Source organism: Pseudomonas sp. FP2300, assembly GCF_030687595.1.
GTDB classification, from domain to species: domain Bacteria; phylum Pseudomonadota; class Gammaproteobacteria; order Pseudomonadales; family Pseudomonadaceae; genus Aquipseudomonas; species Aquipseudomonas bijieensis.
Genome location: NZ_CP117440.1, coordinates 1,642,823 through 1,657,743 on the forward strand (window position 1 = coordinate 1,642,823; position 14,921 = coordinate 1,657,743).

The window sequence follows — 14,921 nt, forward strand, 5'->3', positions numbered from 1 at the left end:
GCGTGTTCAGTTTGTGAGTGGGGACTGATGGTCGGTTACCTATCACGAACCTGACCAATCGGTAACGTCCCCGCCAGCGTCGTGAAAGGCGCCAGTCGTTATGGTTTGCCTGACAAATGACTGCCGGAGTTCCCTATGAAAACCCTTGATGCCTTGCTCGCCGTTTCGATCCTGTCCCTTTCTTCCCTTGCCTTGGCGGAAGGAGGAGGTGACCGGGTTTATGGCCGGATGATCCAGAACAATCAACAAGCCATGGCCCAATTCGCCGCCGAAAACGGCAAAGCCGTCGCCGAAATCGTTCATTACGAATACGGCATGAAACTCGATGTAAAAAAAGTGGTGAGCATTACACCGGCCATTAAAGGCTGTGGTGTCGGACCGTCGCGTATGACTTACGAAGATTCGAACGGCAAGCTCAACACCGTGGAATACAGGCTCCTGGGTGATAACTGTCCGAAGGGCGGCTGATTACCGTCTCGTTTGTTCTCCTTTGGTTTTGAGACGGTCAGGCGCCCTGGTGGCGCCTGTTTTTTATGTGCGCCGGATTATCGTGCTGGCGTGTTACGCAACCTCAAGGCATTGAACACCACCGATGCCGAACTTACGCTCATGGCGATGGCGGCAATCATGGGCGAGAGCAAGTGACCGGTCAGGGGGTACAGCAGGCCGGCAGCCAACGGAATACCCATCGAGTTGTAGAGGAAGGCAAAGCCGAGGTTCTGGCGCATGTTCCTGACGGTTGCCACCGAAAGGGTGCGGGCTCGCAAGATCCCCATCAAATCGCCTTTTACCAAGGTCAGTTGGGCGCTGTTCATCGCGACGTCCGTGCCGGTCCCCATTGCAATGCCTACGTTCGCCCGAGCCAGGGCCGGTGCGTCGTTTATCCCGTCACCCGCCATCGCGACCTGGCGGCCATCGCGTTGCAGGTCCGCCACCAGGTGCTCTTTGTCCTCGGGTTTGACTTCGCCATGGACCTCTTCAATGCCCATCTCCATGGCCACGGCGCGTGCAGTGGTGAGGCCGTCGCCGGTGGCCATGATGATTTTTATGTCGTGAGCCTTGAGGCGGTTGACCGCTTCCCTGGAGGTCGGCTTGATCGGGTCCGAGACGGCCAGTAGCCCGGCCAGCACGCCGTCGATCGCCATGTAGATAATGCTGATGCCTTGGGCGCGTAGCTGCTCGGCCTGTTGCTGCAATGGATAAACGCTGATGCTGACGGCATTCATCAGCGCGGTATTGCCCAAGTGGACCAGTTTGCCGTCCACCCGGCCACTGACACCGATGCCACTGGCGGATTCAAATGAAGCCGGCTTGATCAGTTCAAGATGCTCGGATCGGGCGTGATCGACGATGGCGTGGGCCAGGGGATGCTCGCTGCCCTGGTCGAGGCTGGCGGCCAACAGCAGCACTTGGCGGCCGTCGAAGCCCTGGGTGGCTTTTACGCTGTGAAAAGCCGGGCGCCCTTCGGTCAGGGTGCCGGTCTTGTCGACGATCAGCGTGTCGATCCTGCATAAGTTCTCGATGGCGCTGGCGTCCCGGAAAAGCACGCCCAGGCTGGCCGCCTTGCCGGTGGACACCATGATCGACATGGGGGTTGCGAGCCCCAACGCACAGGGGCAGGCGATGATCAGCACGGCGACGGCATTGATCAACCCGAAGACCCAGCCAGGTTCGGGACCCAACAGCCCCCAGCCGAAAAAGGTCAGTACGGCGATGGCAATCACGCCCATGACGAAATAACCAGCGATCACGTCGGCCATGCGCTGCATCGGTGCTTTCGAGCGTTGGGCCCGGGCGACCATCTGAACAATCTGCGCCAGGACGGTCTCGGCACCGACCTTCTGGGCCGTCATCACCAAGCTGCCGTGGGTGTTGATCGTGGCCCCGATCAGGCTGTCCCCGGCGCGTTTGATCACCGGAACCGGCTCGCCGGTGAGCATCGACTCGTCAACGGCACTTTCGCCTTCGAGCACCGTACCATCGACCGGGACCTTCTCACCGGGCCTGATCCTCAGGTGGTCACCCCGATGGACGTGGCTCAGGGGGATGTCTTGCTCCTGGCCATCGGCATTGATCCGGCGCGCGGTCTTGGGTGACAGCCCCAGCAGCGACTTGATGGCGGCCGACGTCTGTGAGCGAGCCTTGAGCTCCAGCATCTGCCCCAGCAATGTGAGGGAGATGATCACCGCGGCGGCTTCAAAGTAGACGCCGATACGCCCCTCTTGCATGAACGTGGCGGGAAATCCTCCAGGCCAAAACGTGGCGGCGACACTGTAGAGATAGGCCGCCGCAGTGCCCAGGCCAATCAGGGTCCACATGTTCGGGCTGCGCTGGCGAACAGAGGCCACTCCCCGCACAAAAAACGGCCAGCCTGCCCACAGGACCACTGGCGTGGCCAGAAAAAACTCGACGAAATTTTGCGTGACACCGTGGAACAGCGACAAGGCGTGCCCCGCCATGGCGAGCACGGTGACGATCACCGTCAACGGCAGGGACCACCAGAAGCGGCGGGTGAAATCCTTGAGTTCTGGATTGTCCTCTTCTTCCAGCGCGGGCATCACCGCCTCCAGCGTCATGCCGCACTTGGGGCAGGTACCGGGGCCGGGTTGGCGTATTTCCGGGTGCATGGGACAGGTGTATTCAGTCGCCATGTCGCCGCTGAGCGCTGCGGCGCTGTGGTGAAGGTGCGCGGGAGTGTCGGACATGGTCAGCGGCCTTCCTCATCCTTGCCGTCTACGGGTGGCTCTTCATGTCGTCCATGACCGCTGTGGCCGTGTCCGAAGACATGCATCAAGGGACACATCAGGAGAATCAGGTACGGCCAATTCCCCGCGATGTGGCTGAAGTGTTCTCGCGCCAGATAGAAGAGGCCGATGGCCAACAGCATGATCAATACAATGCCGGTCTTGTTCCGCCAGAATGGCGTTGCGCCAGCAGATGGGGGTTGATGAGTGTTCATGGTATCGCTCCTTCAGGCCGGGCGAGCCACCCATAGCCACAGCATAGGCAGGGCGTGCTTTGGCAGATTGACATTCATCAACCTTGGCTTACTTCACCTCTGAATGAGGGAAGCAACGGGCATGCTAAAGGTGCGAGGCTGTCAGCGACCTGACGGGGACATTGCAGATTTGTCAGCGGGTCCATGCGAGCGGCATGGGCAGTCGAGTGGGCCACGTGTGGCGAGGGGGTTATCTGGGCGCAAAACGTTGCAGCGCAAGATAAACACCCTCGCCGCAATGGCTGACTATTCGTCTTTCTTCATCAACCCGGCCAGCGCGGCGAAGGGGTTGTGGGTGGCCTTGGCGATTTTCGGCGTGCTCAGGGAGCCGTCGCCGAAGTATTGCTGGTCGGTGTAGCGCGAGTGCTCGTTGTCGTGGCAGTACAGGCACAGCAGTTCCCAGTTGGAACCGTCCTGCGGATTGTTGTCGTGGTTGTGGTCGCGGTGGTGAACGGTCAGTTCGCTCAGGCGCTTGCCGGAAAATTCGCGGGCGCAGCGGCCACAGACATGGGGGTACATTTTCAGGGCTTTGTCGCGATAGCCCATCTCCCGGTCGCGCTGGGCATCGGCGAGGATGCGGTCCAGCTTGGCGGTGTTGGACGGCGGTGTTGACGAACTCATGGGTCCACCTTTGTAGAAAAGACTGATGACGGTTGGACAGAGTTTAGCTCAGCCCTTGAGCTTCTCGGCAATCCAGATGGTGTGGCGGGTGCCTTTGTTGCCATGGGCGAACACCTGCACCTCTTCGGCCTTGAAGCCGGCTTTCTTCAGCTTGTCGGAAAACTGCCGGTCAGCGCTGGCCGACCACACCGCCAGCACGCCCTTGGGCCGCAGGGCCTTGGCGCAGGCAGCCAGGCCACCGGTCGAATACAGCCAACTGTTGGCTTTCTGGGTCAGGCCTTCCGGGCCGTTGTCGACATCCAGCATGATCGCGTCGAAACCCTGGGGCTCGGCTTGCAGCACCTTGGCCACGTCTTCCATGCGGATCACCGTGCGCGGGTCCGACAAGGGTCGCCCGGCCTTTTCACCCAAAGGGCCACGGTTCCACTCCACCACGCCGGGCACCAGCTCGGCCACCACCACTTCGGCGGTCTTGCCCAGGTGCTTGAGAGCCGAGGCGAGGGTGAAGCCCATGCCGAGGCCGCCGATCAGTACGCGCGAGCCGGGACGGCCGGCGACCTTGCGGCAGGGAATCTCCGCCAGGGCGTCTTCGGAACCGTGCATACGGGTGTTCATCAACTGCCCGCCGTCACCGCCCTGGATCTTGATGACGAAGTCTTCGCCGTACTCGAACAGGCATAGGGCACCGCCGTTATCAGGGATGGGCGTGGTGTCGAGCAGGACGAAACGTTTCATGGAAATCTCGTAGGAGGGCGAACCGGCGCGGCAACGACTAGCCTTAAAGCAGACAATAGCCACGGAGCCATTGATGAAGTACATCATTCTAACGGCCATTGCCCTGGCGACGCTCTCAATAAGTTGCGCCCAGGCCCAACAACCGACGATTCCGGTCAACCCACCCAGTATCCCCGGGTCGCCTGGCACCGCGACCCCGATGCCGTATCCGCCGGTCACGCCCAACGGCATACCCAAGCCCGGTGCTGGAAGTGGTGGGCCGCCGTTGCTGCCACCGATCGAAATGCCCAAGCCACCCAAGGACCAGCCGATACCGGGCATGGAGCCTCAGCCGGTGAAGGCCAAGACGCCCGGGGGATAGGCTTGTAGCCAGTCGGTGAAACAACTGAATGGCAAAAACCTGTGGGAGCGAGCCTGCTCGCGATAGCGATATACCAGTCAACATGGATACTGGCTGATCCGACGCTATCGCGAGCAGGCTCGCTCCCACAGATTCTGTATTTCAACTGGAGGTGAGCTAGACCTGCTGCGACAGCAACTGCCCATCGGCCATGCGCAGACGCTTGGACAAGGAGACGGCGAGCGCGCGGATGATCTTGGCGGCGATCTTCGGGGCGTCGTTGAGCATTTTTTCCAGGGAGTCCTTGCCCAGGTTCAGCAACTGGCAATCACTGGCCGCGATGCAGCTGGCCGAGCGTCGTTCGCCGTCGAGCACGGCCATTTCGCCGAAGGCCCGGCCGCTGCGCAACGTGGCGATGGTCACGGGTTGGCCGTCGGGGCCGGTTTTCTGCACGGCCACTTGGCCGGTGTGGATGATGCACATGAAACTGCCGGCATCCCCTTCGCGGAAAATCGCTTCACCCTCGGCGATGGCGCTGATGCTGAAATAGCCAGACGCCGCGGCGAAGTCGACAGGCAGCAACTGGTCGAACAGACCGCAGTCCATCAGCCAGTCGCGGATTTCTTTGTTCAGTAAGGTCGGTTCTGACATGTTGTCACGGTCTTTTTCTTGTGTTTGTTGCGGTTTCGGGTTGGCCTGGATGTAAGAAGATCCAATGTGGGAGCAAGCTCGCTCCCACATTGGACTGTGGTTGCATCAGAGCCTGCGCATGGAGCTAAGACCCGGCGATCCGATGGAGTTCCTCAACCCAACCCCAAAACTTTCAAGACAAATGCATATTCGAGCGCTACGTCACGCAATCCCTGGTAGCGCCCACTCATCCCGCCGTGGCCGGCGTCCAGTTCGGTCTTGAGCAGCAAAGGGTTGTCATCGGTCTTGGTGGCGCGCAATTTCGCCACCCACTTGGCCGCTTCCCAGTACTGCACGCGGCTGTCGTTGTACCCGGCGATCACCAGCAGCGCCGGATAGGCCTGGGCGCTGACGTTTTCGTACGGGGCGTAGGCCCGGATCCGATCATAAACGTCTGGTTCCTCGGGGTTGCCCCATTCGTCGTATTCAGTGACGGTCAATGGCAAGTCCGGGTCGAGCATGGTGTTGAGCACATCGACGAACGGCACTTCGGCAATCGCCACCTTGAACAGCTCCGGGCGTTGATTGAGTACTGCGCCAATCAGCAGGCCACCGGCGCTGCCGCCGCTGATCGCCAGTTGTCCGGCGGTGGTGAAACCGTTGGCGATCAAATGTTCGGCACAGGCGATGAAGTCGCTGAAGGTGTTGTGCTTGTGCTCCTGCTTGCCGGCGCGGTACCAGGCTTCTCCCAGCTCTCCGCCGCCGCGCACGTGGGCGATGGCAAACGCCACGCCACGGTCGAGCAGGCTCAGCCGCGCGTGGGAAAACCAAGGGTCGAGACTCTCGCCATAGGCTCCGTAGCCGTACAGGTACAGCGGTACGGGCCGGCCGAGGGCTTCGCGCTTGACCACCAGGCTGATGGGCACCTGGGTGCCGTCCGGTGCCGTTGCCCAAAGCCGCTGGCTGACGTAGGCGTCGGCGTCGAACGGGCCTAGTACCGGGGTTTGCTTGAGCACGACCTGTTCGCCGCTGGCCAGGTCCAACTGACGGATCTGCGCCGGGCGGTTCAGGGCTTCGTAGCGCAGGCGAATGCGATCACTGATGAATTCCAGGCTGTTCTGCACATGCAGGCTGTAGGCCGCGTCTGGCAATTGCACCCGATAGGCCGGCAAACCCTGGGGGTGAACCTCGATGATCGGCAGGCCACCTTCACGCAGGCTCAGGGTCATGGCCCCTGCGTTCAGGCTCAGGCCGTCGATCATCACCGTGTCGCTGTGGGGGATCAGGTTCTGCCAGTCGGCCTCGGTCGGCGCGACGCCGGTGTCGACGGCCTGGTACAGGGCGAAGTTGATCCCGTCGCGGTTGCTGCGGATCAACCAGGTCCATTGGCCATCGAGCAGGCCATGGTCGACGTCATACTCGTGGTCTTCCCGCCGAGGCGCCAGGCAGGTGAAGGGCTGTTGCGGCTGCGTGGCGTCCAGCACCCAGACTTCGCTGGTGGTCTTGCTGCCCAGGGACAGGATCAACTGCTGTTCCGAGCTCGAACGATAGCAATGCAGGAAGAAGCGCCCGTCCGGCTCATGGAACACCTCCTCGGCGGCCGTGCCGTCCAGGCGGTAGCGCCAGAGTTTGTGAGGACGGTGGGTGTCGTCCAGCTCGCCAAAAAACAGCGTCAGGCTGTCATTGGCCCAGGTCATGCTGCCGTCGCAATCGTCGAAGGACAGTTCACTGACCTTGTCGTTGGACAGTTCCTTCACGAACAGGGTGTAGATCTCGTCGCCTGTGGTGTCCAGGCTGTAGGCCAGGCGCTGGTGGTCGGGGCTGATGCTGAAGGCGCCCAGGGAGAAGAAGCCGCCGCCGGCCAACGCGTTCGGGTCCAGCAGCAGTTGTTCGCGGCTTTCATCCACGGTCAGGCTGTCATCGGTCGGGCGCGGGCAGCGGTAGTGGCGCGGGTATTCGTCACCGGCCGTGGTGCGGGTGTAATACAGGTACGGACCCCAGGGCGAGGGCAGCGACAGATCGGTCTCGAGGATCCGGCCCTTGATCTCCTGGAACAGGGTTTCGCGCAGTTCGGCCTGATCGGCCAGTTGCGCCTGCTGGTAGCTGTTTTCGGCCTTGAGGTAGTCGAGCACGGCGTCGGTGTCGCGTTCCTGCAGCCAGGCGTACGGGTCAACACCGGGGTCCCTGCGGGCAATCGGGGCGTTGGAAACGTGGGCAGATAGGGACATGAAAGGCTCTCGAACGTTGTACGAAAAGGGGCGCGTGGCCTGGGCAGAAGCAACCACACAGGCCATTCGCCAGACGCCGGGGCAGCCTGACGAGCGAAAAGCCGTTACTATAAGCGTCTCTTTGCCTGCCTTGCCATGGACACCATGACCGAGAATGACTATCTGATCGCCTGGGGCCTCTACGCCTTCGCCGCCCTGGGCTGCCTGCTGGTGTGGATGCGCATGACCCGCTGGATGTGGCGCTGGTTGCGCGAACCGCTGCGGTTGCTGATGGCGGTGTTGCTGTTCAGCCCCACCATCGTCGACCCGGTGAAGGACAAAGTTGCCCCGGCCTTGGCCATTGTCGCCCTGGACGTACTGTTCAAGGTCGGCAACAACGTCTGGCGAGCAGCGTCCGATCTGCTCATGTACGGCATGATTGCCTTCGGCCTCTATCTGGTGATCGTGTTGATCCGCTTCCCCATCGAGCGTTCCGCCAACGCTCGCAAGGAACGGGCCGCCGCCGCAAAAGCCGCCGCTGCGGCCGATGAGCCCGACGATGAGCCGCCGTTCGGCGTGGCCGGTGATGACCGTTACGGTCGCCCGCCCGTGCCGAGTAACCCCCAGCGTTCGCGTATCGAACCGCGCCTGTAGCCGGGCCTGCCCTTTGAAGCGAGAGTTCGAGCATGTGTGAGTTATTGGGCATGAGCGCCAATGTGCCGACCGACATCGTGTTCAGCTTTACCGGGCTGATGCAGCGCGGTGGCAAGACCGGGCCGCACCGGGACGGTTGGGGCATCGCCTTCTATGAAGGCCGCGGCCTGCGCCTGTTCCAGGACCCGGCCGCCAGCAGCGAATCGGAAGTGGCGAACCTGGTGCAGCGCTATCCGATCAAGAGCGAAGTGGTGATCGGGCATATTCGCCAGGCCAACGTCGGCAAGGTCTGCCTGTCCAACACGCACCCGTTCGTGCGTGAGTTGTGGGGGCGTAACTGGTGCTTTGCCCACAACGGCCAGCTCGCCGACTTCCAGCCTGAGGTCAGTTTCTACCGGCCAGTGGGCGACACCGACAGCGAAGCGGCCTTCTGCGATCTGCTCAACCGCGTGCGCCAGGCCTTCCCCGAGCCGGTGGAGGTGGAACAGTTGCTACCGTCGTTGATCCAGGCCTGCACCGAATACCGCAGCAAGGGCGTGTTCAACTGCCTGCTCAGCGATGGCGACTGGCTGTTCTGCTATTGCTCGACCAAACTGGCTCAGATTACCCGTCGCGCGCCGTTCGGCCCGGCACGGCTCAAGGATGTGGATGTGATTGTCGACTTCCAGGCTGAAACCACACCCAACGACGTGGTCACGGTGATTGCCACCGAACCCTTGACCGAAAACGAAACCTGGACCCGCTACGAACCGGGCCAATGGAGCCTGTGGCGACGCGGCGAATGCGTCAGTCACGGTCGGACCGAATAAGGACGTCACGTTATGTTGCTCAGTTATCTACGCCTGGTGTTGTTCGCGGTGGGCCTGCTGGTTGGGGTCCAGGTGCCGGGCTTCATCAATGATTACGCCAAGCGGGTCGAGGCTCACCTGATCGAGGCGCAAACCGGCCTGCAAGGGTTCCAGGGCACCGCCAACCAGTTCTTCAAGGGCGACATGCAGGCCCTGGTGGCCCATTACCGCGCCAGCGAGGACCCGATCTTCCGCAGCGATGCCGACAGCCTGAACACCTTGCTCGTACGCCAGCAGGCTTTGGACAAGCAATTCCAGGCGATGCAAGGCCCGTGGTACATCCGCTTTCTGCAAGTGGCGCTGGCCGCCGACCCGGACATTCGCAAGGAAACCTGGAACGGCTACAGCTACCAGATCCTGCTGACTCCCGAGGCGATGATCTGGGGCATCAGCGGTGCGATGCTGCTGTCGTTCGGCCTGGAATGCCTGTTCCGCCTGATCGATTGGGTGGTGTTGGGCGGCAAGCGTCTGCGCCAGAGCCGGCCGATCGAAGAGCGCGATTTGCGCGGGTTGTAACCACCGCTCGGATCAAAGTTTTTTGTCTGGAGCAGGCATAGGGTCGGCTCCTGTGGCGAGGGAGCTTGCTCCCGCTGGGGCGCGCAGCGGCCCCAAAAACTGACTCCGCGCAGTTTCAGGCAGGTGATATCGCGCCTTTCGGGTCTGCTGCGCAGCCCAGCGGGAGCAAGCTCCCTCGCCACAAAAGCGGTTCGCCTTTGCTGGCGATGTTCTGCCCAATCAAGTTTTTCTTATGACCCAGCCAAGGTTTTATTCGTTGGACGGGATCGGCCGTGCGCTCAAGAATCGGGGCAACGGTCTCCACGTCAGCGTCGTCGAGACTCAAGAACAATAAAACCGTGGAGAACCACCATGAGTGCACCCGACACGCTCGGCGTCCCCCAACCCCAGGCCCGTTCTGGCCCGTTCGATTGGTATCGCAACATCAACCAGCAGGAACGTCGCACCTTCTGGAGTTGCAAGATCGGCTACGCCCTGGACGGCATGGACACGCAAATGCTCAGTTTCGTGGTGCCGACCCTGATCGCGATGTGGGGCATCACCACCGGCCAGGCAGGGCTGATCCACACCAGCACCTTGATCGCTTCGGCCATCGGTGGCTGGGTGGCGGGCATACTTTCCGACCGCATCGGTCGGGTGCGCACCCTGCAGCTGACGGTGCTGTGGTTCGCGTTCTTCACTTTCCTCTGTGGCTTTGCCCAGAACTATGAACAACTGTTGATCGCCCGCACGCTGATGGGCTTTGGCTTCGGCGGTGAATGGACTGCCGGCGCGGTGTTGATGGGCGAGGTGATCCGCGCCAAGGATCGCGGCAAGGCAGTGGGCATGGTGCAGTCGGGCTGGGCGCTGGGCTGGGGCATGACGGCGATTTTATATGCGCTGCTGTTCTCGGTGCTGCCACCGGAGGATGCCTGGCGTGCCTTGTTCATCCTTGGCATTGTCCCGGCGGTGTTCGTGATTTTCGTTCGCCGGCTGGTCAAGGATCCGGAAGTCTATAACCAGACCAAGGCCCGGTTGACGCCGGAAAACCCCGCGAAGTTCTACGAGATTTTTGCCCCCGGCATCCTCTTTACCACCCTTCGCGCCTCGCTGCTGACCACCGGTGCCCTGGGCGGCTACTACGCCATCACGTCCTGGCTGCCGACGTTCCTCAAGAATGAACGTGGATTGAGTGTATTGAGTACCGGTGGCTACCTGGCGATGGTGATCGTCGGTTCCTACGTGGGTTACGTCATCAGCGCGTACCTGTCGGATATCCTGGGTCGGAAAAAGAACTTCGTCCTGTACGCCATCGGCTCGTTCACCATCGTCCTCCTGTATACCCAGGTGCCGGTGAGCAATAACGTGATGCTCTGGCTGGGCTTTCCCCTGGGGTTCTTCGCGTCGGGGATGTTCAGCGGCATGGGCTCGTTCCTCACCGAACTGTTCCCTACACGCATTCGTGGTTCGGGTCAGGGTTTCTGCTACAACATTGGCCGGGCGGTGGCGGCATTGTTCCCGCTGTTGATCGGTATTTTGAGCCAGAAGGTGCCGCTGAGCGTGGGTATCGGCGCATTTGCGGCGGTGTCCTATGGCGTCGTGATTCTGGCGGCCCTGAGCCTGCCGGAAACCCAGGGCAAGCAGTTGGAAGCCGAGTAACTGATAACCTGCGGGGCACGTGCCTCACAGTTAAACAAAGAAAGAACCTACAGGAGCGTTCACCGTGAACCGCCTGCTATTGAACTGCGACATCGGCGAAAGCTTCGGCAGCTGGACCATGGGTCTGGACGCCGAGGTGATGCCCTTCATCGATTGCGCCAACATCGCCTGCGGCTTTCACGCCGGCGACCCGAGCATCATGCGCAAAACCGTCAGCCTGGCCCTGAGCCACGGCGTGCGGATCGGTGCGCACCCGGCCTATCAGGACCTGGCGGGCTTTGGTCGCCGCTCCATGGCCTATGGCGCCCAGGAGTTGCAGGACTTGCTGCACTACCAGATCGGCGCCCTCGACGGCATTTGCCGGGCTCAGGGCGGACGGGTCAGCTACGTCAAGCCTCATGGGGCGATGTACAACGACATGATGGCCAACCCGACGCAACTGCGTGCCGTGATCCAGGCCGTCGCAGCCTATGACCGGCAGTTGCCGTTGATGCTCATGGCGACCCGGGACAACAGTGCCGCCCAGGCCCTGGGCGACGAATACGGCCTGACCCTGTGGTTCGAAGCCTTCGCTGATCGCGCCTATGACAGTGCCGGTCGCCTGGTTTCGCGGCAAACGCCGGGTGCGGTGCACCACGAGCCCGAGGTGATTATCGGGCAGGCCCTGACCATCGCCCGCGGCGATGCGTTGACCGCCAGTGATGGCAGCGCCTTGCACCTGAAGGCCAACACCCTGTGTGTGCACGGCGACAACGCCAGCTCCGTGGCGGCCGTGCAACGCATCCGCGAAGCCCTGGACCGGCAGAGTGCACCATGAAACCACGCTTGGAAGTGGTGGCGGTGGACTGCCTGATGGTGCGCCTGTTCGATGAGATCGCCGAGGCCAACATGCCCTGGATGCTCGCCGCCAGCGAACGCCTGCGGGCGGTGTTTGCCGAGGATCTGATCGACCTGGTGCCGTCCTATACCACGTTGATGGTGCACTATGATTTGCTCGCCCTGACCCCGGCGCAGGCGCGTGATCTGGTCGGCGAGGCGCTGAATAATCTTTCACCGGATGCCCAGGCTGCCGGCCAGTGTCACGTGCTGCCGGTGTGGTACGACCCCCGTGTCGGACCTGAGCTGGACCTGCTGGCGAGCCGCAGTGGCTTGACGGTCGCCCAGGTGATCCGCCGCCATAGCGAGCGCGAGTACCAGGTGTTTGCCTTGGGCTTCGCCCCCGGCTTCGCCTTCATGGGGCTGGTGGACGAGGAACTGGCCGCACCGCGCTTAGGCACGCCGCGCAAACGCGTGGCGGCAGGCAGCGTCGGCATCGCCGAGCGCCAGACTGCGGCGTATCCGGTGGTGTCGCCCGGCGGCTGGAACCTGATCGGTCGCACCCCGGCCAAACTGTTTGATCGCGAGCGCGACGGCTACAGCCTGATGCAGCCGGGGGACACGGTGCGTTTTGCTCCGGTGGACCATGGCGAATTCATCGCGCTGGGTGGCGACGACACACCGTTGGAGGCCCAGGCATGAGCCGCTTGTTGATCGAGGCCAGTACCCCACTGTGCCTGTTGCAGGACGCCGGTCGTTTTGGCGTGAGGCATCTGGGCGTGACCCAGGGCGGCGCGGCGGACTGGTTGTCGATGGCCTGGGCCAATTGGATGCTTGGCAATGCCCTGGGGGCGACGGTGGTGGAAATTACCCTCGGCGGCTTCACCGTAGTGGCCGAAGAGGATTGCGTGCTGGCGCTGGCCGGTGCGGACCTGGGTGCACGGATAGACGGCCAGGCGGTGGCGTCCTGGCGCTTTTTCAGCTTGCGCAAAGGCCAGGTGCTGGCGCTCACCCAGCCCGTGCTCGGTGCCCGGGCCTACCTGGCAGCCCCCGGCGGTTTCAACGCGCCGGCGGTGCTGGGCAGCCGGGCGACGGTGGTGCGTGAGGAACTTGGTGGCCAGGATGGACGAGGGCGGGCGTTGAGTCGCGGTGCGCACTTGAGCTATTCAGGCTCGGCGATGCCTCGGCCCATGCCGCACGCGCTGATTCCGGATTTCCAGCCAGCACAGCCGCTGGACCTGATCCTGGGGGCGCAGAACGGGGCGTTCAGTGGACGGAGCCTGTTCGATGCGTTTAACGCGCCGTGGACGCTGGACAGTCGCGCCGACCGCATGGGCATCCGCTTGCTGGGCACGGCCCTGGAGTATCAGGGGCCGGCGATGATTTCCGAAGGCATCCCCCTGGGCGCTGTGCAGGTGCCGCCGGACGGCCAGCCGATCGTGCTGCTCAACGATCGGCAAACCATCGGTGGCTACCCACGTCTGGGTGCCTTGACCCCATTGGCCCTGGCTCGGCTGGCGCAATGCCTGCCGGGGACGCAGGTGCGCTTGCGGCCAGTGATGCAGGAGGTTGCGCATCGGCAGCAGGTGGAGTGCCTGCGGGGGCTGTTAAACCGCTAAAAGCATCGCGAGCAGGCTCGCTCTCACACTGGATCTTCGTCGTACACAAGACCCCTTGTGGGAGCGAGCCTGCTCGCGATGAGGCCCTGAAGGGTACCAATAAATCTTATTTGGAAAGAAACCGCATTCCTTCCTCCAACCCCCGCAAGGTCAGCGGATACATCCGGTCTTCCACCAACTCGCGCACGATATTGGTCGAGGCGGTGTAACCCCAGGTGTCCTTGGGGTAAGGGTTGATCCAGATGAGCTTCTTGTACTTTTCCATGAAGCGCTGCATCCACACATAACCGGCTTCTTCGTTCCAGTGTTCGACGCTGCCGCCGGCCTGGGTGATTTCATAGGGCGCCATGGCGGCGTCACCGATGAAGATCACTTTGTAGTCGGCGCCGTATTTGTGCAGCAAGTCCTGGGTCGAGGTGCGCTCCGAAGTGCGGCGCAGATTGTTCTTCCACACCGATTCGTAGACGAAGTTGTGGAAGTAGAAATACTCCAGGTGCTTGAACTCGGTCTTGCAGGCCGAGAACAGTTCTTCGCAGATCTTCACGTGGGCATCCATCGAGCCGCCGATGTCGAACAGCAGCAACAACTTGACCGTGTTGCGTCGCTCCGGGCGCATCTGGATGTTCAACAGGCCGGCGTCCCGGGCGGTGTGGTCGATGGTGCCGTCGATGTCCAGCTCTTCGGCCGCGCCCTGGCGGGCAAACTTGCGCAGGCGGCGCAGGGCGATCTTGATATTGCGCGTGCCCAGTTCCACCTGGTCGTCGAGGTTCTTGTACTCACGCTGGTCCCAGACCTTCACGGCCTTGCCCTGGCGCTTGCCGGCGTCGCCGACACGAATGCCCTCGGGGTTGAAGCCGCCGGAGCCGAATGGGCTGGTGCCGCCAGTGCCGATCCACTTGTTACCGCCGGCATGGCGTTCCTTCTGTTCCTCCAGGCGCTTCTTGAATTCTTCGATCAGCTTGTCCAGGCCACCGAGGGACTGGATCTGCGCCCGCTCTTCGTCAGTCAGTGACCGCTCGAATTCCTTGCGCAACCAGTCTTCGGGGATCAGCGCCTGGAGATGGTCGTCGAGTTTCTCCAGGCCATTGAAGTACGCGGCGAACGCCCGGTCGAACTTGTCGAAATGCCGTTCGTCCTTCACCAGGATCGCCCGGGACAGGTAATAGAACTCATCCATGTCGGCGAAGGTCACCCGCTGTTTCAGCGCGTTGATCAGGTCCAGCAGTTCACGCACCGACACGGGCACCTTGGCGGCGCGCATCTCATTGAACAGGTTAAGCAGCATGGCAATCGCCCTCG

16 protein-coding genes are annotated in these 14,921 nt (G+C 62.1%); 9 read left to right on the forward strand and 7 right to left on the reverse strand.

The genetic code is table 11. From position 1 onward, the window contains the following. Positions 1 to 135 precede the first annotated feature (135 nt). Complete coding sequence (locus tag PSH86_RS07305; RefSeq protein ID WP_116831682.1) at positions 136 to 468, forward strand: DUF2790 domain-containing protein; 333 nt, start codon at positions 136 to 138, stop codon at positions 466 to 468. 77 nt (positions 469 to 545) lie between these two features. Here PSH86_RS07305 and PSH86_RS07310 read toward each other — a convergent pair whose 3' ends face one another. From PSH86_RS07310 to PSH86_RS07325, 4 genes are all read right to left on the reverse strand, one after another. After that, positions 546 to 2,705, reverse strand: coding sequence for a copper-translocating P-type ATPase (locus PSH86_RS07310; protein WP_370873754.1), 2,160 nt, complete (start codon positions 2,703 to 2,705; stop codon positions 546 to 548). Between the two features lie 2 nt (positions 2,706 to 2,707). Further along, positions 2,708 to 2,959 carry a DUF2933 domain-containing protein gene (locus PSH86_RS07315; protein WP_176688470.1) on the reverse strand — a complete coding sequence of 84 codons (252 nt, stop codon included), beginning with the start codon at positions 2,957 to 2,959 and terminating at the stop codon, positions 2,708 to 2,710. Positions 2,960 to 3,244: 285 nt separating this feature from the next. Then, positions 3,245 to 3,619: a YajD family HNH nuclease gene (locus tag PSH86_RS07320; protein WP_003184246.1), complete on the reverse strand. Its 375-nt coding sequence runs from the start codon at positions 3,617 to 3,619 to the stop codon at positions 3,245 to 3,247. Between the two features lie 48 nt (positions 3,620 to 3,667). Beyond that, positions 3,668 to 4,354: a spermidine synthase gene (locus tag PSH86_RS07325; protein ID WP_109755854.1), complete on the reverse strand. Its 687-nt coding sequence runs from the start codon at positions 4,352 to 4,354 to the stop codon at positions 3,668 to 3,670. A 73-nt stretch (positions 4,355 to 4,427) separates the two neighbouring features. Between PSH86_RS07325 and PSH86_RS07330 the strand changes: the two genes are divergently transcribed. Further along, positions 4,428 to 4,715, forward strand: coding sequence for a hypothetical protein (locus PSH86_RS07330; RefSeq protein ID WP_116831685.1), 288 nt, complete (start codon positions 4,428 to 4,430; stop codon positions 4,713 to 4,715). 156 nt (positions 4,716 to 4,871) lie between these two features. Here the strand turns inward: PSH86_RS07330 and PSH86_RS07335 are convergent, their stop codons facing one another. Both PSH86_RS07335 and PSH86_RS07340 read right to left on the reverse strand, forming a co-directional pair. Continuing rightward, positions 4,872 to 5,345 (reverse strand): cyclic nucleotide-binding domain-containing protein, encoded by a 474-nt coding sequence (locus tag PSH86_RS07335; RefSeq protein ID WP_014337065.1) that lies wholly within the window; start codon positions 5,343 to 5,345, stop codon positions 4,872 to 4,874. 152 nt (positions 5,346 to 5,497) lie between these two features. Further along, positions 5,498 to 7,552: a S9 family peptidase gene (locus PSH86_RS07340; protein ID WP_116831686.1), complete on the reverse strand. Its 2,055-nt coding sequence runs from the start codon at positions 7,550 to 7,552 to the stop codon at positions 5,498 to 5,500. A 135-nt stretch (positions 7,553 to 7,687) separates the two neighbouring features. Here PSH86_RS07340 and PSH86_RS07345 point away from each other — a divergent pair, with 135 nt between their 5' ends. From PSH86_RS07345 to PSH86_RS07375, 7 genes are all read left to right on the forward strand, one after another. Then, positions 7,688 to 8,185 carry an MFS transporter gene (locus tag PSH86_RS07345; protein ID WP_109755851.1) on the forward strand — a complete coding sequence of 166 codons (498 nt, stop codon included), beginning with the start codon at positions 7,688 to 7,690 and terminating at the stop codon, positions 8,183 to 8,185. Positions 8,186 to 8,217: 32 nt separating this feature from the next. After that, entirely contained in the window at positions 8,218 to 8,994 is a 777-nt protein-coding gene (locus tag PSH86_RS07350; RefSeq protein WP_116831687.1) for a class II glutamine amidotransferase, read from the forward strand. Positions 8,995 to 9,006: 12 nt separating this feature from the next. Continuing rightward, complete coding sequence (locus PSH86_RS07355) at positions 9,007 to 9,549, forward strand: DUF2937 family protein (protein ID WP_109755849.1); 543 nt, start codon at positions 9,007 to 9,009, stop codon at positions 9,547 to 9,549. Positions 9,550 to 9,900: 351 nt separating this feature from the next. After that, the gene (locus PSH86_RS07360; RefSeq protein ID WP_109755848.1) at positions 9,901 to 11,187 is read left to right on the forward strand and encodes an MFS transporter; all 1,287 of its coding nucleotides are present in this window, start codon (positions 9,901 to 9,903) and stop codon (positions 11,185 to 11,187) included. A 64-nt stretch (positions 11,188 to 11,251) separates the two neighbouring features. Beyond that, complete coding sequence (locus PSH86_RS07365; protein WP_116831690.1) at positions 11,252 to 12,004, forward strand: 5-oxoprolinase subunit PxpA; 753 nt, start codon at positions 11,252 to 11,254, stop codon at positions 12,002 to 12,004. Further along, on the forward strand, positions 12,001 to 12,705 hold the full coding sequence (gene pxpB, locus PSH86_RS07370) for a 5-oxoprolinase subunit PxpB (RefSeq protein ID WP_116831691.1): 705 nt from the start codon (positions 12,001 to 12,003) through the stop codon (positions 12,703 to 12,705). The genes PSH86_RS07365 and pxpB overlap by 4 nt, the downstream gene beginning before the upstream one ends. Continuing rightward, positions 12,702 to 13,622 carry a biotin-dependent carboxyltransferase family protein gene (locus tag PSH86_RS07375; RefSeq protein ID WP_305488944.1) on the forward strand — a complete coding sequence of 307 codons (921 nt, stop codon included), beginning with the start codon at positions 12,702 to 12,704 and terminating at the stop codon, positions 13,620 to 13,622. The genes pxpB and PSH86_RS07375 overlap by 4 nt, the downstream gene beginning before the upstream one ends. Before the next feature lie 106 nt (positions 13,623 to 13,728). Here the strand turns inward: PSH86_RS07375 and PSH86_RS07380 are convergent, their stop codons facing one another. Next, positions 13,729 to 14,907: a VWA domain-containing protein gene (locus PSH86_RS07380; protein WP_212802026.1), complete on the reverse strand. Its 1,179-nt coding sequence runs from the start codon at positions 14,905 to 14,907 to the stop codon at positions 13,729 to 13,731. Positions 14,908 to 14,921 lie beyond the last annotated feature (14 nt).